We start from the raw sequence: 21,906 nt of genomic DNA, 5'->3' as shown, positions 1-21,906 counted from the left end.
ACTGCTTGGTTTCAGATATAAAAATATCAAAAAACCAATAACAGCAAGCGCCAGCAGCTATTGTTTTTGAATAGCCACCTGCTCAGGACTCGCGCCGCAGCGCCTGCGTGATGCCCGCCGCGTTCGCGTGCATGCGCCGGGCGATGTCCTGCGCCGCGGCCAGGCGGCGCGCCAGCCAGGGCAGCAGGTCGCGGTCGCCGGTGTCGGGGATGGGCTCCATCACATTGGCCGGCCGCTGGGCCGGATCGCCCGCCGGCTCCTGCGCGCCCGCGGGCGGCTGCAGCGGCGCGAGCAGGCTGCGCTCGATGGCCTCGGCGCTGCGCTGCAGCTGCTGCACCACGAAGGGCTGCGGCGTCTTGCCGCGCCGCATCATCATCAGGATCTTGACCGACGACATCTGCCCCAGCAGCTGGTAGCAGTGCGCCTGGAACTGCTCCAGCTGGCGCAGCGGCGGCCGCACCGCGCGCGGCTCCAGCAGCGAGCGGTTGGCGGCCTGCACCAGCGCCGAGAGGCTGTCGTAGGCCTCGCGCCGCGCCAGCCGCCAGGCCAGCTCGGGCGCGTTGTCCACCGCCTGCAGCTGGCTGGGCATCAGCGAGGCCTTCACATGCGTGGCCTGCGCCTTCAGCACCCGCTGCACCAGCGCGGGCAGCTGGTTGCGCTCCCATGACGGCAGCACGTAGGCGAAGGCCCAGGCGATGCCGGTGCCGATCAGCGTATCGACCATGCGCTCGAGCATGTCGAACGACATGCTGCCCTGCGCATTCAGCGTGTGGGCCTGCACCAGGCCCAGCACCGTCGCGCCGATGGCCGCGTACAGGTAGCGCCTGAGCGCGAAACCGTGCGTCACCGCCTGCGCCACCGACAGGCACACGATCAGCGCCACCGGCGACGGGTGCGTGGACAGGATGGCCAGGCTCAGCAGGCAGCCCAGCAATGTGCCCAGCACGCGGTTGTTGCGCCGCTCCAGCGTCTGCGACAGGCTGCCGCGCAGCACCACGATGATGGTCAGCAGCACCCAGTAGGCATGGGCCTTCCACGGCAGCAGCTGGGCCACGAGGTAGCCCGCGGCGATGGCCAGCGCGGCGCGGATCGCATGGCGCAGCGGCGGCGCGTCCCAGCTCAGCAGGCCCTTGAAGGGCGCCCACGACCAGGTCGTGGGGCTGACGAACATCTGCCAGCTCGCGCGCACCACGGCCACGTCCGGCTCGGCCTCGTCGCGCGCCAGCTGCACCAGGTAGCGCACCTCGTCGTGGATGCGCAGCATGCGCTGGTTCACGCTGCGCGACAGCGAATCGGGCGACAGGTCCAGCTCGGTGCCGGTAGGCACCGATTCCTCCAGGCGGCGCGCGTCCTGCGGCGCTTCCTGCCGGGGCAGGTGCCGGCGCAGCGGCCCGAGCAGTGCCGACAGGTCGGCCATGGGCGCGGGCCGCTTCATGCCCAGCAGCGCATCGGCCAGCGCCGCCACCTCGATGGACAGCGCACGCAGCACCGCCTGCTGCGCCTGCAGCGCGGCCTCGTACTGCGGCAGCTTGCGCAGCTGCTCCAGGTCGAGCTCGCAGGCCAGCAGGTGGTCGCGCACCTCCAGCATCTGGATCAGCATGCCGGCCAGGCGCTGGCGCCGGGCCGTGCGCGGGCTCTCGAAGACGATGTCGCGCGCCGCCTGCAGCTGGTCGCCGAAGCTCGCGTGCCGCGCCAACAGGCGGCCCATGTGCAGCGTCTGGCGCGACCAGCCGCCGAGCGGCTGCGAGGCGTCGGCGCGCGCATGGCCGAAGGCCTCGCCCTCCACGTCCTCGCGGTCCAGCCCCATGCTGCGAGCCGACGCGGGCAGCACCAGGCGCGCCTGCTCCAGCATCAGCGCCGCCAGCGACAGCAGGGTGTCGGCGATGAACTGCACGCGGTAGCGGTGGTTCAGCAACGCGTTCATCGCCACCGCGTAGGGCAGGTAGATGGCCGCGCCCAGCGCGAAGAACTCGGCCGACAGCAGCGCCGCCTTCAGCTCGGACTCGTGCGGCAGCACCGGCGTGGCCATGGCGAACACCATGGCGAAGACCAGCGACATCGCGATGGGCGCGCCGCGCTTGCCCCAGGCCATGGCCAGGAAGGCGAGGAAGGTGAAGGCCACCACCGCCGGCCCCAGCGCCCAGGGGTTGGGGTGCAGCAGCTCGACGGCGAAATACACCGGCGCGCCGAGCAGCGGCGCCGGCAGCATGCGCCAGAACTTGCCCCGGCGCGGCGCCGGCGCATCGGGCACGATGGAGATGATGGCCCCCACCGCGGCGGCGGCCGACGCGGCCTGCCCCCACACCAGGTGCACTATGGAGGACACCAGGAACAGGCCCAGCGCCGCCTCCACGCCATTGAGCACATAGTGGTTCAGCACGGCGCGCCGCAGCGAGCGCCAGCGCTTGTCGGTATCGAGGATGGGCATGCGCCGATTATCCATAGCGCCGGGCATGCGCTGCCGGGTTTTCAGCAGGCGCCGCCGTGGCGCGCGGCGCCGAAGGGCGTCAGCCCAGTCTTTCGGGCGACATGTAGTACTGCCGCCATTCCTCGAAGCCCATGGTGTCCGCGGCTTCCAGCGCCTTCTGCGCCTGCAGCGACTCGTCGGCCAGCGCGGTGTAGTGCGTCTGCTGCGCGTCCGTCCAGGGACGGGCGAGCGTCGCATCGCGGGCCAGGTTCGACTGGGTCAGCGCAAAGGCCACGAAGTTGTCGCCATGCTGGCGCACCGCATCGAGCACGCGGGCCGACGGCGTCAGCTCGGGCGCCTGCAGCAGGCGCTGCGCGGCCTGCAGCGCATCCGAGTAGGCATGCGTGCCGTTGGCCGCATCCAGCGACGCGGCGATGGCCGTGCAGTCCTGCAGCACCTCGGCCGCCCAGTCGGTCAGCAGCACGGGCTGGCCATTGCGCATCAGCTGCACGCCGCGCTCGCGGCCTCGCTCGGCCGTCTGGTGCTGGTTGTGCTTCATCTCGGCGATCTCGGCCGGCGTGTCCGGCGGGCTGTCGGCCAGCAGGCAGTGCAGCAGGAATACGTCGAGCAGGCGCATGGTGCCCGGCGCGATGCCCATGGTCTCGAAGGGATCGATGTCCATCAGGCGCACTTCCACGTACTCCACGCCGCGCTCGCGCAGCGCATGCAGCGGGCGCTCGCCGCGGCGCACCGTGCGCTTGGGGCGGATGGTGCCGTAGAACTCGTTCTCGATCTGCAGCAGGCTGGTGCCCAGCTGGTTGTACTCGCCGCCGGGGTTGATGATGCCGACCTTCTCGTAGGCCGGATACGGCCGGTTCAGCGCCTCGTACAGCGAGTCGGCATAGCCCTGCAGGTGGTTGTAGCTCACGTTGAGCGAGGCCTGCGCGTCGCTCTGGTAGCCCAGCCGGCCCATGCGCAGCGAGGTGGCGTGCGGCAGGTAGACGGCCTGGCCGTTGTCGCCCAGCGGCTGCAGGCTGTGCTCGCGCCCCTTGACGAAGCAGGGACACAGCACCGGCGAGGCGCCGAACAGGTACAGCAGCACGAAGGCATGGCGGCGGAAGTTGCGGATCAGGCCGAAGTACTCGTCGCTGCCGATGCCCGGCATCGACCAGTTGTAGTGGATGCCCGAGATCGTCTGCATGCGCCGGCCGTAGCGGTGGCCCAGGCCCATGCGGTAGACGCTCTTGGAGCGGCCGATGTTCGACAGGCCGTAGCGCCCGATCGGGATGGTCTCGTCCGACGGCAGGTAGCAGGGCATGCTGGTGTCCCACAGCGTCTCGCCGCTGTCCTGCAGCACGCGGTAGGCGAACTGGTGGATCTCGGACAGCTCGGCCAGGCACTCGTCCACGCCCCGGTGCACGCCGGTGATGATCTCGATCTGCGACTCGCTGAAATCCGTGGTGATGCAGCCGTGCGTGAGCGCCGAGCCCAGCGCCGCCGGGTGCGGCGTGAGCGCGAGCTGCCCCTGCTGCGTGACCCGCAGTCCTTCCTTCTCTATGCCGCGGCTGATGCCTTGCAGACGCGAGGCGTCGATGGCCTGAAGGCGCTCGGGGATATGGTTCATCTATGCAGTTCCCAATCTAAATTTGCGGCGACGGTAGCACGCGAAGTCGCCGCGCGCTTGCAGCTCCGCATTCATCCCGCGCACTCTACAGCATATGCTTATGCCCGAAAGCTGCGGCCCGCCGATCATGCTAGGCGCCGTATTTATCCAGAAAATCCAGGGACAACCATGTGGATAAGTGCCGGATTTCCTAGTAGAAACCCGGTAAGCCCATGTTTTTAGGGCTAACATGTCGGATTGCCCAATTTCTCAGCAGCCATGTCCATCACGCCCCCGCTCTTCAACGCCCAGATCGACCAGGAAGACATCCAGGTGGATGCCTGGGCCGACCAGCCGCTGCTGCAGTCGCTGGAGGAAGGCGGCGTCGACTGGCCGAGCTCGTGCCGCAACGGCACCTGCCGCACCTGCGTGGGCCGCCTCAAGTCGGGCACGGTGCGCTACGAGATCGAGTGGCCGGGCCTGAGCCCGGAGGACTTCGAGGCCGGCTGCGTGCTGCCCTGCGTGGCCTACCCCGAAGGCAACGTGGTGCTGCTGCGCGGCGAGTATTGACCCCCCCTGAGCGGCTGCGCCGCTTCCCCCGGGGGGACGACGGCCTTTGCTGCGGGGCGGCCCTTGCTGGCCGTCCCGCCGCTCGAATCCGCCAGTACCCTAGGCCGCCAGCGATGCCAAAGGCCTAACTCCCTACAGGTTGGCGATGTGCTCGGCCATGACCGCGCCGAAGCCCGAGCAGCTCACCTGGGTGGCGCCGTCCATCAGCCGAGCGAAGTCGTAGGTCACCCGCTTGGACTGGATGGACTGCTCCATCGCGCGGATGATGACGTCGGCCGCCTCGCCCCAGCCCAGGTGACGCAGCATCATCTCGGCCGACAGGATCGCCGAGCCGGGGTTCACATAATCCTTGCCCGCGTACTTGGGCGCGGTGCCGTGCGTGGCCTCGAACATGGCCACCGAGTCGGACAGGTTCGCGCCCGGCGCGATGCCGATGCCGCCCACCTGCGCGGCCGCCGCGTCGGAGATGTAGTCGCCGTTCAGGTTCAGCGTGGCGATCACGCTGTACTCGGCCGGGCGCAGCAGGATCTGCTGCAGGAAGGCATCGGCGATGCTGTCCTTGATGGTGATCTCGCGGCCGGTCTTGGGGTTGGCCAGGCGCATCCAGGGGCCGCCGTCGATCACCGTGGCGCCGAACTCGCGCGCTGCCAGCGCATAGCCCCAGTCGCGGAAGGCGCCCTCGGTGAACTTCATGATGTTGCCCTTGTGCACCAGGGTCACGCTGGGCTTGTCGTGATCGATGGCGTACTGGATGGCCTTGCGCACCAGGCGCTCCGTGCCCTCGCGCGACACGGGCTTGAGGCCGATGGCCGAGGTCTCGGGAAAGCGCAGCTCGCGCGCGCCGAACTCCTCGCGCAGCACCTCGATCAGCCGGCGCGCATGGGCCGATCCGGCCGCGAACTCGATGCCGGCGTAGATGTCCTCGGAGTTCTCGCGGAAGATCACCATGTTGGTCTTGTGCGGCTCCTTCAGCGGCGAAGGCACGCCGGCAAAGTAGCGCACCGGCCGCAAGCACACGTACAGGTCGAGCTGCTGGCGCAGCGCCACGTTGAGCGAGCGGATGCCGCCGCCCACCGGCGTGGTCAGCGGGCCCTTGATCGACACCACATGGTCACGCACCGCGGCCACCGTCTCTTCGGGCAGCCACGCGTCGGGTCCATACAGCCGCGTGGCCTTCTCGCCGGCATAGACCTCCATCCAGTGGATGCGGCGCTGCGCGCGGTAGGCCTTGGCGACCGCGGCATCGACCACCTTGCGCATCACCGGGGTGACGTCCACGCCCACGCCATCGCCCTCGATGAACGGAATGATGGGCTGGTCGGGCACGGCGAGCGAGCGGTCGGCACGGACCGTGATGCGCTCGCCCTGCGCTGGTACCTCGATGTGTTGAAAGCGGCTCATGTCAGGCAATCTCCTCGGTTGAAATGGATGGAGCAAACTCGTGAAACATGGCTCCATCTTGCTTCACAAAATTTTATCCAAAACCATGCGACCCCGCGTCAACAGGGCATCTCTTGCTAGCGTTGTAGAAGTACGGTGCGGCGATTCGCACCGGAGCTCAAACAACTGAGCGGCCCTAGCCATGAGAGGAAATAGTGGTATGAAAAAACTTCTTGCTGTCCTGATTGCCGGAACCTTCGCCGCAGGCGCATTCGCCCAGGCCCCCGCCACCGCGCAAAAGCCGGCCACCGCGCCCGCTGCAGCGGCAACGCCAGCCACTCCGGCAACGCCAGCGACGCCCGCTGTGCCGGCCACTCCCACCACCTCGGCGACCCCGGCTGCTTCGGCCATGCCAGCGACTCCGGCAACGCCTGCCACCCCGGCCGCTGCCGCCGGCGACGCCTCCAAGCCTGCCGCAGCCGCTGCTGCCAAGCCGGCCGCCAAGGCCGATGCCGCCAAGAAATCGGCCCAGCATGCCAAGAAGGCCCACAAGGAGGCCCACAAGGCCGCCTCCACCGGCCCGGGCAAGGCAGAGGCCCCCAAGCCCCAGTAATCTCCGAAGCCCTTCAAAAGCCCGCAGAATAGACAGGTTCTGCGGGCTTTTTGCCGCGCGCAAGACCTGTCTACCCGGATCGACCATGAAAACCTTGTCCCCTGTTGCTGTTGTTCCCCCTGCCCTGGCGCCGCGGCGCTGGGCCCTCGGCCTGGCCGCGGCCGTGCTGGCCTGCGCGGCCCAGGCGCAGAGCCCGCAGATGGATCTGCGCCGCACCGAGATCACCGCCGGCATGTTCCGCATCCATGCCCAGGTGGCGCAGACGCCGCAGCAGCGCGAGATCGGCCTGATGCACCGCAAGGAGATGCCGGCCAGCGAAGGCATGCTGTTCGTCTTCGAGCAGCCCGGCGTGCAGTGCTTCTGGATGAAGAACACGCTGCTGCCGCTCACCGCCGCCTTCGTGGCCGATGACGGCACCATCGTGAACCTGGCCGACATGCAGCCGATGACGGAGAACCCGCACTGCTCGGCCAAGCCGGTGCGCTATGTGCTGGAGATGAACCAGGGCTGGTTCGCGCAAAAGGGCGTCAAGGCCGGCGCCAAGCTCGCCGGCCCTCCCTTCCCCGCGCGCTGACGGCAGGCCAGGCATGCTCCTGATACAGGAGCTGCTGGCGCTTTTCAGGCAAGTATCTTCCATCGATTCATAGCCAGGTTTGGCTGCAGGCAAGCGCCACCAGCTCCTGTATCGATAGCATTCCAGCCCATGAAAAAACGGCCACCCTTGCAGGTGGCCGTTTGTGGTGGTGCCGGGGCGGCGCCGCAGCGCCCGCCCTGCCCGCTTAGACGAGTGCGTCGATGGCGGCGTTGAAGGTGGCGCTCGGGCGCATCACCGCATCCATCTTGGCCACGTCGGGCAGGTAGTAGCCGCCGATGTCGGCCGGCTTGCCCTGCACCGCGGCCAGCTCGCCAACGATCTTCTGCTCGCTGTCGGCCAGTTGCTTGGCCAGCGGTGCGAACTTGGCGGCCAGTTCCTTGTCCTCGGCCTGGGCGGCCAGCGCCTGGGCCCAGTACAGCGCGATGTAGAACTGCGAACCGCGGTTGTCCAGCTCGCCGGTGCGGCGCGAAGGCGACTTGTCTTCGTCCAGCAGCTTGCCGGTGGCCTGGTCCAGGGTCGTGGCCAGCAGCTTGGCGCGGGCGTTGCTTTCCTTGATGCCCAGGTCTTCGAGGGACACGGCCAGCGCCAGGAACTCGCCCAGCGAATCCCAGCGCAGGTGGTTCTCTTCGACCAGCTGCTGCACGTGCTTGGGCGCCGAGCCGCCGGCACCGGTCTCGTACATGCCGCCACCGGCCATCAGCGGCACGATGGACAGCATCTTGGCCGAGGTGCCCAGTTCCATGATCGGGAACAGGTCGGTCAGGTAGTCGCGCAGGATGTTGCCGGTCACCGAGATGGTGTCCAGGCCGCGGGCCACGCGCTCCAGCGTGTAGCGCATCGCGCGCACCTGGCTCATGATCAGCAGATCGAGGCCCTTGGTGTCGTAGTCCTTCAGGTAGGTCTGGACCTTCTTGATCAGCTCGGCCTCGTGCGGACGGTAGGGGTCGAGCCAGAACACGGCCGGCATGCCGGAGTTGCGGGCGCGCGTGACGGCCAGCTTCACCCAGTCGCGGATCGGGGCGTCCTTGACCTGGCACATGCGCCAGATGTCGCCGGCTTCCACGTCCTGCGACAGCAGCACCTCGCCGGTGGCGAGGTCGACGATGTTGGCCACGCCGTCCTCAGCGATCTCGAAGGTCTTGTCGTGCGAGCCGTATTCCTCGGCCTTCTGCGCCATCAGGCCCACGTTGGGCACGGTGCCCATGGTCTTGGGGTCGAAGTTGCCGTGCCACTTGCAGAAGTTGATCATCTCCTGGTAGATGCGGGCGAAGGTCGACTCTGGCATCACGGCCTTGCAGTCGGCGGGCTTGCCGTCGGCGCCCCACATCTTGCCGCCCTGGCGGATCATCGCGGGCATGGACGCGTCAACGATCACGTCGTTGGGCGAGTGGAAGTTGGTGATGCCCTTGGCCGAATCGACCATGGCCAGCGCCGGACGGTGCTCCTGGCACTTGTGCAGGTCGCGGATGATCTCTTCGCGCTTGGACTCGGGCAGGGCCTTGATCTTCTCGAACAGGTCGACCATGCCGTTGTTGACGTTGATGCCCAGCTCGTCGAACAGCTTGCCGTGCTTCTCGAAGGCTTCCTTGTAGTAGATCTTCACGCAGTGGCCGAAAACGATGGGGTGCGAGACCTTCATCATCGTCGCCTTGACGTGCAGCGAGAACAGGATGCCGGCTTCCTTGCAGTCGTCCAGCTCGCGCTCGTAGAAGTCGCACAGCGCCTTCTTGCTCATGAACATGGAGTCGATGATCTCGCCGTCCTGCAGCGCGACCTTGGGCTTGAGCACGATGGTCTTGCCGCTCTTGGTGACCAGCTCCATCTTCACGTCGCGCGCCTTGTCCAGCGTCATCGACTTCTCGCCGTGGTAGAAGTCGCCATGGTGCATGTGCGACACATGGGTCTGCGACCACTGCTTCCACTCGCTCATGGAGTGGGGGTGCTTCTTGGCGTAGTTCTTCACGGCCAGCGGCGCGCGGCGGTCGGAGTTGCCCTCGCGCAGCACCGGGTTCACGGCCGAGCCCAGGCACCGGTTGTAGCGCGCCTTGATGTCCTTTTCCTGCTCGTTGGCCGGGTTCTCGGGGTAGTTGGGGATGGCGTAGCCCTTGCCCTGCAGTTCCTTGATGGCGGCCGTCAGCTGCGACACCGAGGCGCTGATGTTGGGCAGCTTGATGATGTTGGCGTCGGGCGTCAGCGTGAGCTTGCCCAGTTCGGCCAGGTTGTTCGGCACCTTCTGCGCGTCGCTCAGAAATTCGGGGAATTCGCCCAGGATGCGGTTCGCCACCGAAATGTCGCTCTCGGCCACATTGATGCCGGCAGCGCTGGCAAAGCCGCGCACGATGGGCAGGAACGACGCCGTCGCCAGCCGGGGCGCTTCGTCGGTCAGGGTGTAGATGATGGTGGGTTGGGTGGTCATCTGGTCTTTCCAATGGAAAAAATGAGGCGCGCGGCGCGCAGGCATCTCGTGCCGCCGCATCCTTGAATTTTGGTGCAACGCAATATCACAATACGAAATTCAAGACGATGGCATTGTCGCGTTTTTTCAAGTCTTATACAAGACTGATCCCCCACATTCTGCTGGGACGTCGGCCCGTTTTGCTCACCTATCGATAGCTGTCAGCGCTCACCCCATCTGCGCCAGAACCGTTTTTCCCATAAAAAAAGCTCCCTCGAAGGGAGCTCTGCTTGCGGCGCCGGCGGTGTCGCCGGCAGCGCAGGCCTTAGGCGAAGTTCTGCTCGGCGAACTTCCAGTTCACCAGGCTGCCCAGGAAGGTCTCGACGAACTTGGGGCGCAGGTTGCGGTAGTCGATGTAGTAGGCGTGTTCCCAGACGTCCACGGTCAGCAGGGCCTTGTCGGCGGTGGTCAGCGGCGTGCCAGCGGCGCCGGTGTTCACGATGTCCACGGAGCCGTCGGCCTTCTTGACCAGCCAGGTCCAGCCCGAGCCGAAGTTGCCCACGGCGGATGCCTGGAAGGCCTTCTTGAACTCGTCGAAGCTGCCCCACTTCTTGTTGATGGCGTCAAGCAGGGCACCGGTCGGAGCGCCGCCGCCGTTCGGGGTCATGCAGTTCCAGAAGAAGGTGTGGTTCCAGATCTGGGCCGCGTTGTTGTAGATGCCGCCGGAAGACTTCTTGACCACGTCTTCCAGTTCCATGTTTTCAAACTCGGTGCCCTTTTGCAGGTTGTTCAGGTTCACCACATAGGCGTTGTGGTGCTTGCCATGGTGGTACTCCAGGGTTTCCTGGCTGTAGCCGAACGGTGCCAGTGCGTCGATGGCATAGGGCAATGGGGGCAGAGTGCGTTCCATAGTTGTTTCCTCGTGGTTGAAGTATTGGCTTGGCCAGCAGCCCGGCCCGCGTCGGCGGCGGGCTGCGCATGTCCTCGGCCATTGTAGAAAGGAAAAAGTCCCCGCGAGCGAATGCGGTTAGGTTTGCGGCATTCACTGACAGCATAAGTTCTATGGCGCGCCTACAGCAGCCGCGGCTGGGTCACCACCATGTCCAGGCCGCCGTCGGCAAGCTGCGCGCGCACGGCCGTGCCCGCCGGCGCCTGCGCCACCCGGCTGATGACCTGGCCGTCGCCGTCGGTGAGCAGCGCATAGCCGCGCGCCAGCACCTGCTGCGGGTTCAGCAGCTCGAGCCGCGTCTGCGCGTGCCCCAGGCGCTGCTGTTGGCGCTCCTGCCAGCGCGCCACCACCGCCGGCAGGTCGCGCGCCAGCTGCTGCTGGCGGTGCTCGCCGGCCAGCACGCGCTCACGCACCGCAGCCTGCAAGCGCTGGCGCCATTGCTCCAGCTGCCACTGCTCGCGCGCCACCAGGCCCGAGGGCCGGCCGAGCTGGCGCGCGGCGTGGTCCAGGCGCTGGCCCTGGCGGTCGAGCTGGCGCTCCAGCGTCTCGCGCAGGCGGCGCTCGGCTAGGTCGAGCGCGCCCAGCCAGGCATCGCGCGGCTGCGACACCAGCTCGGCCGCCGCCGTGGGCGTGGGCGCGCGCAGGTCGGCGCAGAAGTCGGCGATGGTGAAATCCGTCTCGTGCCCCACGCCGCTGACCAGCGGCACCGGGCTTTGCACAATGGTGCGCGCGAGCTTCTCGTCGTTGAAGCCCCACAGGTCCTCGATGGAGCCGCCGCCGCGCACCAGCAGGATCACGTCGATGGGCACGCCGCCCTCGCCATCCCCCTGCTCCGCCAGGCGGTAGAGCTTGCGCAGCGCCTCGACCAGCGAGGCCGGCGCCAGCGCGCCCTGCACCAGCGCGGGCGCCAGCACCACCGGGATGTGCGGCACGCGGCGCTTGAGCGCGGTCACCACATCGTGCAGCGCCGCCGCGCCAGCCGAGGTGACCAGGCCGATGCCGCGCGGCATCAGCGGCAGTGGCCGCTTGCGGCCGGCGTCGAACAGGCCCTCGCTTTCAAGCTGGGCCTTGAGCCGCAAGAACTGCTCGAACAGCGCGCCCTGCCCCGCGCGCTGCATGTCGTCGACGATCAGCTGCAGGTCGCCGCGCTGCTCGTACACGCCCAGCTTGCCGCGCACCTCGACCAGCTCACCGTCGCGCGGCGCAAAGGCCAGGTTCTGGGCCGAGCGGCGGAACATGGCGCAGCGCAGCTGGCCGGTCGCGTCCTTGAGCGAGAAATAGCAATGCCCGCTGGCCGCGCGCGAAAAGCCGCTCAGCTCGCCGCGCACCGCCACCGGGTTGAAGCGGGCCGAGAGCGCATCGGCCACCGCGGTGCACAGCGCGCCCACGTCCCACACATGCGGCTGCGGGCGCTGCCCGCCGGCGCTCCAAAGGTCGGAATCCATCGTCATGCGCGCAGTGTAGCCTTGGCTGCAGGCGGCATCAGCCGCCGCGCAGCAGCAGCTCCGCCAGCCGCTGCTGCAGCCACAACGCGGTGCCGTCGAGCGCCGCACCCTGCAGGCTGAGCATGCGCACGGCCAGCGGCGGCAGGCGCAGCTCGGGGCAGTCCAGCGCGACGATGCGCGGCTCGATGTCGGGCGCCTCGGCGATGTTGCGCGGCAATATGCCCCAGCCTATGCCGTCGGCCAGCATGTCGGCCAGCACGTAGAAGCTCTCCGAGCGCCAGATGCGCGGGCTGATGACCAGGTCTTCCACGCCCTCGATGTGCATCACCAGCTGGCGGTGGCCGGCCAGGTCTTCGCGGGTGGTGCGCGCCTGCGCGGCCAGCGCATGGTTGCGCGCCACGAACACCATCTGCGGCACGCCGGCCACGTAGCGCTGGGCGAACTGCGCATCGATGGGGCCGCGGTCGAACTGGAAGGCCAGCGCGGCCTGCTGCGACTGCACCGCGTGGGCCACTTCGGCCGCCGTGCCGTTGAGCAGGGTCAGCTCCAGCGCCGGGAACTGCAGCGCCAGCTCCCGCAGCAGCCGCGCGATCGGCGGGTACGGCAGGGCCTCGTCGATGGCCACGCACAGCTGCGCGGCCTGGCCGGCGGCCAAGGCCTGGGCGCGCAGGTCCAGCGCCTGCGCCTGGTTGAGCAGGGCCCGCGCCTCCAGCAGCATGACCTCGCCCGCCGGCGTGAGCTGCACCGAGCGTCCGACACGCTGGAACAGCGCCAGCCCGAGGTCGGCCTCCAGCAGGCCCATGGCCATGCTCACCGCCGACTGCGCGCGGCCCAGGCGCCGCGCGGCCTGCGTCATGGAGCCGCAGTCGGCCACGGTGGCGAATTGGTTCAGGCGTTCGAGGGTCCATTCCATACATCAATTTTACTGATGTGTTTGAACTTTTATCAAATTAAAAACTGATTTATCTTTGGAATAAATGCGATAGCCTCATTCAATCAAAACCGCCGTCCTGGATGGCGGAGGCAGGCCGCAAAACATTCACACCAAAGAGGATCACATGCACGCCACACCTTCCGACACCACCGTGTCTTCGCCGCTGGGCGCCCGCCGCTGGCTGGTGCTGGCCATCGTGTCGGTCGCCCTGCTGCTCATCGTCATCGACATGACCGTGCTCTATACGGCGCTGCCGACCCTGACCCATGACCTCGCGGCCAGCAACTCGGCCAAGCTGTGGATCGTCAACATCTACGCGCTGGTGGTCTCGGGCCTGCTGCTGGGCATGGGCACGCTGGGCGACCGGCTGGGCCACAAGCGATTGTTCCTCGCGGGGCTGGCCGTGTTCGGCGCGGCCTCGCTGATGGCTGCCTTCGCCCCGACTCCCGGCGTGCTGATCGCGGCGCGCGCGCTGCTGGGCGTGGGCGCGGCCATGATGATGCCGGCCACGCTGTCGCTGATCCGCCTGAGCTTCGCCGACGAGAAGGAGCGCGCGCTGGCCATCGGCATCTGGGCCTCGGTGGCCTCGGGCGGCGCGGCCTTCGGCCCGGTGCTGGGCGGGCTGCTGCTGGAGCATTTCTGGTGGGGCTCGGTCTTCCTGATCAACGTGCCCATCGTGCTCATCGCCCTGCCGCTGGCCTGGCGCTATGTTCCCGCCAGCGAAGGCAACCGTGAGCGCCCCTGGGACCTGACGGCCTCCCTCCAGGTGATGCTGGGCCTGGTGGCCGGCACCTATGCCATCAAGGAGCTGGGCAAGCAGTCGCCCGACTGGGCCGTGGCCGCACTGGCCCTGCTGGTGGGTATCGCCTTCCTGTGGATCTTCGTGCGCCGCCAGCGCGCCAGCGCCCACCCGCTGCTGGACCTGGCGCTGTTCCGCAACCGCGAATTCAGCCTGGCGGTGATCGCCTCGCTGGTGGCCGCGGCCACGCTGCTGGGCCTGGAGCTGCTGTTCAGCCAGCGCCTGCAACTGGTGCTGGGCCACAGCCCGCTGCAGGCCGGCTGGGCCGTGCTGCCGCTGCCGGTCGCGGCCTTCATCTCCGGCCCGGTGGCGGGGCGCCTGCTGCCGCGCTGGGGCAGCGCCAGGCTGCTGACGCTGTCGCTGCTCGTGTCGGGCCTGGGCATGGGCTCCTTCATCGTGCTGTACCAGGCCTCGGCGCTGTGGCAGTCGCTGAGCCTGGTGGTGCTGGGCCTGGGCATTGGCGCGGCCATCACCGCGGCCTCGGCCACCATGCTGATGCGTGCGCCGGCCGACCGCGCCGGCATGGCGGCCTCGGTCGAGGAGGTGTCGTTCGAGCTCGGCGGAGCCCTGGGCGTGACCGTGATGGGCAGCCTGCTGTCGGCTGTCTACGCCCACTCGCTCGAGCTGCCCGCCGAGGCCGCGGCGCTGCCGCCCACGGTGCGCGACAGCCTGGACGAGGCCTTGATGGCCGCCGAACAGCTGCCCGCCGATGCCGCCCATGGCTTGGTGCGGGCCGCCGGCGCCGCCTTCGACCAGGGCTTCGCCGCCGTGCTGGTGCTGTCCACCGGCCTGCTGCTGGCCACGGCCTGGGCGGCATGGCACACACGCACGCGCTGAGCCCGCCAACACTTCCTCTACTAGAAAGGATCCATTCATGAACACCACCATCCAACTGCGGCCGCTGGAGCGCGAGGACCTGCGCTTCGTGCACCTGCTGGACAACAACGCCAACGTCATGCGCTACTGGTTCGAGGAGCCCTATGCCACCTTCGACGAGCTGAGCGGCCTGTACGACGCCCACGTGCATGACCAGAGCGAGCGCCGCTTCGTGGTCGAGCACGGCCAGCAGCGCGCGGGCCTGGTCGAGCTGGTGGAGATCAACCTGGTCCACCGCAGCGCCGAGTTCCAGATCATCGTGGCGCCCGAGCACCAGGGCCGGGGCATCGCGGCGCCGGCCACCCGGGCGGCGCTGGACTATGGCTTTCGCGTGCTGAACCTGCACAAGATCTACCTCTACGTGGACAAGGAGAACGCCAAGGCCATCCATATCTATGCCAAGCTCGGCTTCCGGCCCGAGGGCGAGCTGGTGGATGAATTCTTCTCCAACGGCCAGTACCGCAGCGTGATCCGTATGTACCGGCTGCAGCCGGAGTACCTGAAGGAAGCGGCCACGCGCGCCTGATGGGGCCACAATGGCGCCCGGATATTGCTTTCGATGCCCCTCATGAACACCCCGACCCTTTCTGACGCAGCGCAGCCGCTGCAGCTTCCCGCCATCGCCTCCATCCACGACGCCGCGCTGTCCGGGCGCGTGCAGCAGCTCATCGACCACAAGACCAAGCCACTGGGCTCGCTGGGCCGGCTCGAAGCCCTGGCCCACCGCGTGGCCTGCATCCTGGGCAGCGAGGCGCCGCGCCTCGATCAGCCGCAGATGCTGGTGTTCGCGGCCGACCACGGGCTCACGGCCCAGGGTATCTCGGCCTTTCCCGCCGACGTGACCTGGCAGATGGTGGAGAACTTCCTGGCCGGCGGCGCCGCGGTGAGCGTGCTCTCGCGCCAGCACGGCATCGCGCTGAACGTGGTGGACTGCGGCGTGGCGCGCGACTTCGCCCCGCGAGAAGCTGCCGCAGGCCAGCCCAAACTCTGGCGCCGCAAGGTGGCCTACGGCACGCGGGACAGCAGCCAGGGCCCGGCGATGAGCGCGCACGAATGCGCCGTCGCCATCCGCAACGGCATGGCGCTGGTGCGCGCGCTGCCGGGCAACGCCGTGCTGCTGGGCGAGATGGGCATAGGCAACACCTCGTGCGCCTCGCTGCTGCTGTCGCGGCTGTGCGGGCTCGATATCGCCCAGGTGACCGGCGCCGGCACCGGCCTGTCGGCCGACGGCGTGGCGCGCAAGGTGCAGGTGCTGCGCCAGGTGCTGCAGCGCCATGCCGAGGTCACCGAGCCGCTGGACGCGCTGGCCGCCCTGGGCGGGCTGGAGGTGGCGACCATGGTCGGCGCCGTGCTGCAGGCGGCGGCCGAGCGCCGCGTGGTCGTGGTCGACGGCTTCATCAGCAGCGCCGCGGTGCTGGTGGCGAGCCGGCTGCAGCCCGCGGTGCTGGAGCGCTGCGTCTACGCCCACCGCTCGGGCGAACCCGGCCACACGCTGATGCTGGGCGCCCTGCAGGCCCAGCCGCTGCTCGACTGGCAGATGCGCCTGGGCGAAGGCTCGGGCGCCGCGCTGGCCTGGCCGCTGCTGGAATCGGCCTGCGCCATGCTGCGCGAGATGGCCAGCTTCGCGTCGGCGGGCGTCAGCGAAAAATCATAGCTGCTCGCGCTTGTTTTTCCTTGGTTTCAGATAAATTCATACCTGAAACCATGGATTAGCAAGCGCCAGCAGCTACTGTTTTTGAATCAGTGCGGCGCGGCTGTCTTCGGCGAGAAGTCGCAATACGGCGCCACCACGCATTCCCAGCAGCGCGGCTTGCGCGCCTGGCAGACGTAGCGGCCCAGCAGGATCAGCCAGTGGTGCGAGTCCACCGCGTACTCGGCGGGCACGCGCTCCATCAGTTGCAGTTCCACCGCCAGCGGCGTCTTGCCGGGCGCCAGGCCGGTGCGGTTGCCCACGCGGAAGATGTGCGTGTCCACCGCCATGGTCGGCTGGCCGAAGGCCACGTTCAGCACCACGTTCGCCGTCTTGCGGCCCACGCCGGGCAGCGCCTCCAGCTCCTCGCGGGTGCGCGGCACCACGCCGCCGTGCCGCTCCACCAGGATGCGGCAGGTCTGCATCAAATGCTTGGCCTTGCTGCGGTACAGGCCGATGGTGCGGATATAGCCCTCCAGCCCTTCCAGCCCCAGGTCGAGGATGGCCTGCGGCGTGTTCGCCGCCGGAAACAGCCGGCGCGTGGCCTTGTTCACCCCCACGTCGGTGGCCTGGGCCGACAGCAGCACGGCCGCCAGCAACTCGAACACCGAGGTGTATTCCAGCTCGGTGTTGGGCATGGGGTTGGCCGCCTTCAGCGTGGCGAAAAAGGGCGCTATCGTGGATGTTTTCATGGCAGGCCCGGATTATCAACCAAGGCCGGGCCGTTCGCAGCAGCGCAACACGCCTCCATTTCACCAGGGCAAAACACCCCCACCGGCCCCGGCGCCGCGCCAGCGCTGCATCGGGGTGGTGCCCGCGGCCTGCATGGCGCCCCGGCGGGCCGGGATGGGCCAGTAGTCCACAGAAAGCGATGGGCACAACCACGTCACACTGCCGTCACAGAGTGTAGCAATACCGCCCGAACTCACGTGCAATACATTGATTTATATGAATTTTTTGCCGCGTAATTTTTCAGCAATCTAACGAAACGCCCATGATTGCGTCACTTGCGCCGCCCGCAGGCCGATTACCCACAAAGTTATCCACAGAAAATGTGGAAGACCTGGGGCTCGACTCCTCCCTCAAGAACGGTGGAACCCGCCGCGCAGCTCGGAGATAATCACCCGTTGATCTATAGCAGAGGGGGAGAGAGACTTGTTTTCCATTATCCAAGCCGCAGGCTGGCCGATCTGGCCGCTGATCGCCTGCTCGATACTCGCGCTGGCCCTGGTCGTCGAGCGCTTCCTGGCGCTCAAGGCCGCCAAGGTCGCACCCGCCGACCTGCTGGGCGAGGCGATCTCCGTCTCGTCGCCCCACCTGCCCACGCCCGACGTGGTCAACCAGCTCAGTCAGAACTCGGCGCTGGGCGAGGTGCTGGCCAGCGGCCTGCGCACGCTGAACAACGACCCGCGCATCAGCGACGAGGACCTGCGCGCCGCGATGGAAGGCACGGGCCGCACCGTGGCCCACCGGCTCGAAAAGTACCTCACCGCGCTGGCCACCATCGCCTCTGCGGCGCCGCTGCTGGGCCTGCTGGGCACGGTGATCGGCATGATCGAGATCTTCGGCTCGCAGTCCGGCGGCGGCAACAACCCGACGCAGTTGGCCCACGGCATCTCGATCGCGCTGTACAACACCGCCTTCGGCCTGATGGTCGCCATCCCCACGCTGATCTTCTGGCGCTACTTCCGCAGCCGGGTCGACGCCTACCTGCTGACGCTGGAGCTGTCGGCCGAGCAGTTCCTGCGCCACCTGAGCGGCCAGCGCCGCCGCGGCTGACCCGGAGGCCCCGCGCATGAACTTCCGCCCGCGTGCCAAGGAGGAGCCGGAGATCAACCTGATCCCGTTCATCGACGTCCTCCTGGTGATCTTGATCTTTCTGATGCTGTCCACCACCTACAGCAAGTTCACCGAGCTGCAGCTCACGCTGCCGGTGGCCGACGCCGAGCAGCAGCGCGACCGCCCGCGCGAAATCATCGTCGCCGTCGCGGCCGACGGCCGCTATGCCGTGGCCGGCGAGGCGCTGGATGGCAAGTCGGTGGACACCCTGGCCAGCGCGCTGCGCAACGCCGCCCGTGCCGGCAAGGACAGCGTGGTCATCATCAGCGCCGATGCGCTGGCCCCGCACCAGGCCGTGGTCTCGGTGATGGAGGCCGCGCGCCGCGTCAGCCTGAGCCAGATCACGTTTGCAACGCAATCGAGCGCCAGCGCACGCAAATAAAGCGCCAATAGCTATTGTTTTTGCATTGAACCACGCCCGCAACCCCAGCCCCGATCAGGCGCTTACGCGCGCCTGGCAGCGGCGCGGCCCGGGCATGCGCGCGCTGCTGCCGCTGGCCTGGCTGTATGGCGCGCTGACGGCGCTACGCCGCCAGCTCTACCGCCGCGGGCTGCTGCGCAGCTGGCGCGCGCCGGTGCCGGTGGTGGTGGTGGGCAACGTGATCGCCGGCGGCGCCGGCAAGACGCCCGTCACCATCCACCTGGTGCAGCGGCTGCAGGCCCTGGGCTGGCAGCCCGGCGTGGTCTCGCGCGGCTATGGCCGCGCCGAGGGCAACCCGGCGCCGCTGCCGGTGGCACCGGACAGCACGCCCGCCCAGGTCGGCGACGAGCCGCTGCTGATCGCCCGCGCCACCGGCGCGCCCGTCGTGGTCTGCAGCCGGCGCGCCGATGCCGTGCAGGCGCTGCTGCGCGAGCACCCGGCGTGCGATGTCGTCATCTGCGACGACGGCCTGCAGCACCTGGCGCTGGCGCGCGATCTCGAGGTCGTGGTCTTCAACCGCCAGGGCGTGGGCAACGGCTGGCTGCTGCCGGCCGGGCCGCTGCGCGAGCCCTGGCCGCGCGCCTGCGACTTCGCGCTCTACGCCGGCGAGCCGCCGCCGGGGCTGGCGCACAGCGCGGCCGGCGCCTGGCCCGTGCAGCGCGCGCTGGCCGACCATGCCGTCAACCGCCACGGCGAGCGCATCCCGCTGGCTTCGCTGGCCGGCCGGCCGGCGCATGCCGTCGCCGCCATCGCCTACCCCGGCGAATTCTTCGCCATGCTGCAGGCCCGGGGCCTGCAACTGGCCGCCACCGAAGCCCGCGCCGACCACGACGGCTTTGCCGGCTACCGCTGGTCTGGCCGTAAAATTCCCGAAGCCGTGCTGCTGTGCACCGAAAAGGACGCCGCCAAGCTCTGGGCCGTGGAGCCCGAAGCCCTGGCCGTGCCGCTGGTCACCGCCATCGCACCGGCCTTCGCCGAGGCCGTCCACGCCCGGCTACGCTCGCTGACCCCTCTGCGCCCGGCCTGACACGGCCCTGCATCTACTCTCGAAAGCGCCTCACCATGGACCCCAAACTGCTGGAACTGCTCGTCTGCCCCGTCACCAAGGGCCCGCTGCGCTGGGACCGCGAGCGCCAGGAACTGGTCTCGCGCAGCGCTCGCCTCGCCTACCCGGTGCGCGACGGCATCCCGATCATGCTGGAGAACGAGGCCCGGCCGCTGACCGACGCCGAGCTGGAAAGCAGCGACAACGCGCGTTAACCCCAATGGACGGTGATTTGCAGATTTTGACAATCCAGGCTCCATGCAAACGACCATCCTCAAGAAGACGGCATTCGGCTCCCAGGCGCTGAAGAGCCGCGACCCCGTGCTGCCGCAGCGGCTGCGCGCCGCGTTCATCCTGTTCGACGGCCACAAGAGCGTGGCCCAGGTGGCTGCGCTGCTGCCCACCGCCGGACCGGGTGCACTGAACGCCGAGGATGTGCAGTCCCTGCTCGAGTCCGGCCTGCTGGAAGCGCTAGCCGACACACCCCGGGCAACGCCACTGGAGCCCATCGCCGAGCCTGCCCCGGACTCGCTCTCTCCGTCCGAGCAACACCAGCGCTACCTGCACGCCTACCCGCTGGTCAATACGCTGGTGGTGGACCTGGGACTGCGCGGCCTCCGCCTGCAGGCGGCCTTGGACAAAACCCAGGGCTACGACGGCCTGGTGGCCCTGCTGCCTCGGCTGCGCGAAGCCGTCGCCGCCCCGAAGCTGCAGCCGCTCGAAAAGCTGCTGCTGGAGCCGGCAGGCGCCTGAAATCCGCCACGGCCCCGCGCACGGCAACGCGCGTTAACACCAATGGACGGTGATTTGCAGATTTTGACAATTCAGACTCCATGCAAACCACCCTCCTCAAGAAGACAGAACTCGGCGCCCAGGCCCTGAAGACCCGCGACCCGGTACTGCCGCAGCGCCTGCGTGCCGCTTTCATCCTGTTCGACGGCCACAAGAGCGTGGCGCAGGTGGCGGCGCTGCTGCCCGCCGCCGGGCCGGGCGCGCTGAACGCCGAGGATGTGCAGGGACTGCTGCAGGCCGGCCTGCTGGAAGCGGCAGACGCCGTGCAGGCGGCGCCAGCAGCAGCTCCTTCGGAAGACACCCCTACCGAGCCGGCGACAGTTTCTTCCCCAGACCCGCTCTCGCCCGCTGAACAAAGCCAGCGCTACATGGCCGCTTACCCAGTGGCCAGCGCGCTGGCAGCCGATCTGGGCCTGCGCGGCTTTCGGCTGCAATTGGCCGTCGAGAAGGCCCAGGGCTACGACGGCCTGGTGGCCTTGCTGCCCCGGCTGCGCGAAGCCATCGCCACGGCGAAGCTGCAGCCGCTCGAAAAGCTGCTGCTGGAACCGGCCGGCGGCTGAAGTCCGGCACGGCCCGGCGCGGGCATACCGGCGCGGGCGTACCGGCGCGGGCGTACCGGCGCGGGCCTACAATCGTCCGGTTTCCGACCTTCCACCTGACGCCCTTCCCGCCATGGTCTCCTCTCTCCGCTTCACCGTGCTGATCCCGTCGCGCATGGCCTCCACGCGCCTGCCCAACAAGCCGCTGGCCGACATCGCCGGCCTGCCCATGGTGGTGCAGGTGGCGCGCCGCGCCCAGCAGAGCCATGCCGCCCGCGTGGTGGTAGCGGCCGACGACGAGCGCATCGTGCAGGCCTGCAGGCAGCACCAGGTGGAGGCGCTGCTCACTTCGCCCGATCACCCCAGCGGCAGCGACCGGCTGGCCGAGGCCTGCACGCAGCTCGGCCTGGACGGCGACGATGTGGTGGTCAACGTGCAGGGCGACGAACCGCTGGTGGCGCCGGCGCTGATCGACGCGGTGGCCGGCCTGCTGGTGGCCCGCCCCGAGGCCAGCATGGGCACGGTCGCGCACCCGCTGGCCAGCCTGGAAGACCTGCACAACCCGAACGTGGTCAAGGTGGTGCTCGACGCGCAGGGCCTGGCCAGCTATTTCAGCCGCGCCCCCATTCCCTGGGCACGCGACCATGTGGCCAGCCACTGGTGGCTCAACCCGCAGCTGACGCAGACCCCCGGCTTCGCGCCGCTGCACCACATGGGCCTGTACAGCTACCGGGCGCGCTTCCTGCGCGCCTTCCCGGCGCTGGCGCAGGCGCCCACCGAGCAGATCGAGTCGCTGGAGCAGCTGCGCGCGCTGTGGCACGGCCACCGCATCGCGGTACACACCACCCCTGACCGGCCCGGCACCGGCGTGGACACGCCCGAAGACCTGCAGCGGGTGCGGCAGCTGCTCGGCACCCAGTCCGCCATCCAGGCATCGGCCTCCAACTGACGGCCGGGCCGCCCCATTCTGGTACTACAATCAGCGCCTGCATGGCGGCCCTATAAGCCCATCAT

The 21,906-nt window shown here is 68.5% G+C and carries 21 protein-coding genes; 13 read left to right on the top strand and 8 right to left on the bottom strand.

Going from position 1 to position 21,906, the window contains the following annotated elements; genetic code table 11:
- Positions 1–82: 82 nt before the first annotated feature.
- Positions 83–2,428, bottom strand: coding sequence for an FUSC family protein (locus ACYVKR_RS02735; protein WP_460479218.1), 2,346 nt, complete (start codon positions 2,426–2,428; stop codon positions 83–85).
- A gap of 79 nt (positions 2,429–2,507) precedes the next feature.
- Positions 2,508–4,031, bottom strand: coding sequence for a glutamate--cysteine ligase (gshA, locus tag ACYVKR_RS02730; RefSeq protein WP_460479216.1), 1,524 nt, complete (start codon positions 4,029–4,031; stop codon positions 2,508–2,510).
- Positions 4,032–4,289: 258 nt separating this feature from the next.
- On the opposite strand from gshA, the gene ACYVKR_RS02725 reads away from it, so the two are divergent.
- Entirely contained in the window at positions 4,290–4,580 is a 291-nt protein-coding gene (locus tag ACYVKR_RS02725) for a 2Fe-2S iron-sulfur cluster-binding protein (protein ID WP_460479215.1), read from the top strand.
- Positions 4,581–4,712: 132 nt separating this feature from the next.
- On the opposite strand, the gene icd is transcribed toward ACYVKR_RS02725, so the two are convergent.
- Positions 4,713–5,981, bottom strand: coding sequence for an NADP-dependent isocitrate dehydrogenase (gene icd / locus ACYVKR_RS02720; protein WP_460479214.1), 1,269 nt, complete (start codon positions 5,979–5,981; stop codon positions 4,713–4,715).
- A gap of 199 nt (positions 5,982–6,180) precedes the next feature.
- Between icd and ACYVKR_RS02715 the strand changes: the two genes are divergently transcribed.
- Positions 6,181–6,573, top strand: coding sequence for a hypothetical protein (locus ACYVKR_RS02715; protein ID WP_460479213.1), 393 nt, complete (start codon positions 6,181–6,183; stop codon positions 6,571–6,573).
- 85 nt (positions 6,574–6,658) lie between these two features.
- On the top strand, positions 6,659–7,147 hold the full coding sequence (locus tag ACYVKR_RS02710; protein ID WP_460479212.1) for a DUF192 domain-containing protein: 489 nt from the start codon (positions 6,659–6,661) through the stop codon (positions 7,145–7,147).
- Between the two features lie 205 nt (positions 7,148–7,352).
- Here the strand turns inward: ACYVKR_RS02710 and ACYVKR_RS02705 are convergent, their stop codons facing one another.
- The 4 genes from ACYVKR_RS02705 to ACYVKR_RS02690 all read right to left on the bottom strand — a co-directional run bounded on the left by ACYVKR_RS02705 (position 7,353) and on the right by ACYVKR_RS02690 (position 12,870).
- Positions 7,353–9,584 (bottom strand): NADP-dependent isocitrate dehydrogenase, encoded by a 2,232-nt coding sequence (locus ACYVKR_RS02705; protein ID WP_460479211.1) that lies wholly within the window; start codon positions 9,582–9,584, stop codon positions 7,353–7,355.
- Positions 9,585–9,888: 304 nt separating this feature from the next.
- Positions 9,889–10,473, bottom strand: a complete 585-nt coding sequence (locus tag ACYVKR_RS02700) for a superoxide dismutase (RefSeq protein WP_460479210.1) — start codon at positions 10,471–10,473, stop codon at positions 9,889–9,891.
- Positions 10,474–10,634: 161 nt separating this feature from the next.
- Positions 10,635–11,957 carry an exodeoxyribonuclease VII large subunit gene (xseA, locus tag ACYVKR_RS02695; RefSeq protein ID WP_460479247.1) on the bottom strand — a complete coding sequence of 441 codons (1,323 nt, stop codon included), beginning with the start codon at positions 11,955–11,957 and terminating at the stop codon, positions 10,635–10,637.
- A 37-nt stretch (positions 11,958–11,994) separates the two neighbouring features.
- Entirely contained in the window at positions 11,995–12,870 is an 876-nt protein-coding gene (locus ACYVKR_RS02690; RefSeq protein WP_460479209.1) for a LysR family transcriptional regulator, read from the bottom strand.
- Between the two features lie 145 nt (positions 12,871–13,015).
- Here ACYVKR_RS02690 and ACYVKR_RS02685 point away from each other — a divergent pair, with 145 nt between their 5' ends.
- The 3 genes from ACYVKR_RS02685 to cobT are packed head-to-tail and all read left to right on the top strand — an operon-like array spanning position 13,016 to position 16,220.
- Positions 13,016–14,527: an MFS transporter gene (locus ACYVKR_RS02685; RefSeq protein ID WP_460479208.1), complete on the top strand. Its 1,512-nt coding sequence runs from the start codon at positions 13,016–13,018 to the stop codon at positions 14,525–14,527.
- Between the two features lie 37 nt (positions 14,528–14,564).
- Complete coding sequence (speG, locus tag ACYVKR_RS02680; protein ID WP_460479207.1) at positions 14,565–15,092, top strand: GNAT family protein; 528 nt, start codon at positions 14,565–14,567, stop codon at positions 15,090–15,092.
- Positions 15,093–15,134: 42 nt separating this feature from the next.
- Positions 15,135–16,220 (top strand): nicotinate-nucleotide--dimethylbenzimidazole phosphoribosyltransferase, encoded by a 1,086-nt coding sequence (cobT, locus tag ACYVKR_RS02675; RefSeq protein WP_460479206.1) that lies wholly within the window; start codon positions 15,135–15,137, stop codon positions 16,218–16,220.
- A gap of 86 nt (positions 16,221–16,306) precedes the next feature.
- On the opposite strand, the gene nth is transcribed toward cobT, so the two are convergent.
- Positions 16,307–16,948: an endonuclease III domain-containing protein gene (gene nth, locus ACYVKR_RS02670; RefSeq protein ID WP_460479205.1), complete on the bottom strand. Its 642-nt coding sequence runs from the start codon at positions 16,946–16,948 to the stop codon at positions 16,307–16,309.
- Between the two features lie 463 nt (positions 16,949–17,411).
- On the opposite strand from nth, the gene ACYVKR_RS02665 reads away from it, so the two are divergent.
- The 7 genes from ACYVKR_RS02665 (at position 17,412) to kdsB (ending at position 21,841) form a co-directional block, all read left to right on the top strand.
- Positions 17,412–18,035, top strand: a complete 624-nt coding sequence (locus tag ACYVKR_RS02665) for a MotA/TolQ/ExbB proton channel family protein (protein ID WP_460479204.1) — start codon at positions 17,412–17,414, stop codon at positions 18,033–18,035.
- Positions 18,036–18,051: 16 nt separating this feature from the next.
- Positions 18,052–18,477, top strand: coding sequence for an ExbD/TolR family protein (locus ACYVKR_RS02660; RefSeq protein ID WP_460479202.1), 426 nt, complete (start codon positions 18,052–18,054; stop codon positions 18,475–18,477).
- A 94-nt stretch (positions 18,478–18,571) separates the two neighbouring features.
- Positions 18,572–19,543 carry a tetraacyldisaccharide 4'-kinase gene (lpxK, locus tag ACYVKR_RS02655; RefSeq protein ID WP_460479246.1) on the top strand — a complete coding sequence of 324 codons (972 nt, stop codon included), beginning with the start codon at positions 18,572–18,574 and terminating at the stop codon, positions 19,541–19,543.
- 35 nt (positions 19,544–19,578) lie between these two features.
- Positions 19,579–19,776, top strand: a complete 198-nt coding sequence (locus ACYVKR_RS02650) for a Trm112 family protein (protein WP_460479201.1) — start codon at positions 19,579–19,581, stop codon at positions 19,774–19,776.
- 43 nt (positions 19,777–19,819) lie between these two features.
- Positions 19,820–20,314 (top strand): hypothetical protein, encoded by a 495-nt coding sequence (locus ACYVKR_RS02645; protein WP_460479199.1) that lies wholly within the window; start codon positions 19,820–19,822, stop codon positions 20,312–20,314.
- An 80-nt stretch (positions 20,315–20,394) separates the two neighbouring features.
- Positions 20,395–20,913, top strand: coding sequence for a hypothetical protein (locus ACYVKR_RS02640; RefSeq protein WP_460479198.1), 519 nt, complete (start codon positions 20,395–20,397; stop codon positions 20,911–20,913).
- Between the two features lie 112 nt (positions 20,914–21,025).
- Positions 21,026–21,841, top strand: coding sequence for a 3-deoxy-manno-octulosonate cytidylyltransferase (gene kdsB / locus ACYVKR_RS02635; RefSeq protein ID WP_460479197.1), 816 nt, complete (start codon positions 21,026–21,028; stop codon positions 21,839–21,841).
- Positions 21,842–21,906 lie beyond the last annotated feature (65 nt).

The organism is Comamonas humi, assembly GCF_054782535.1.
This window is presented reverse-complemented; position numbering and strand designations above follow the sequence as displayed.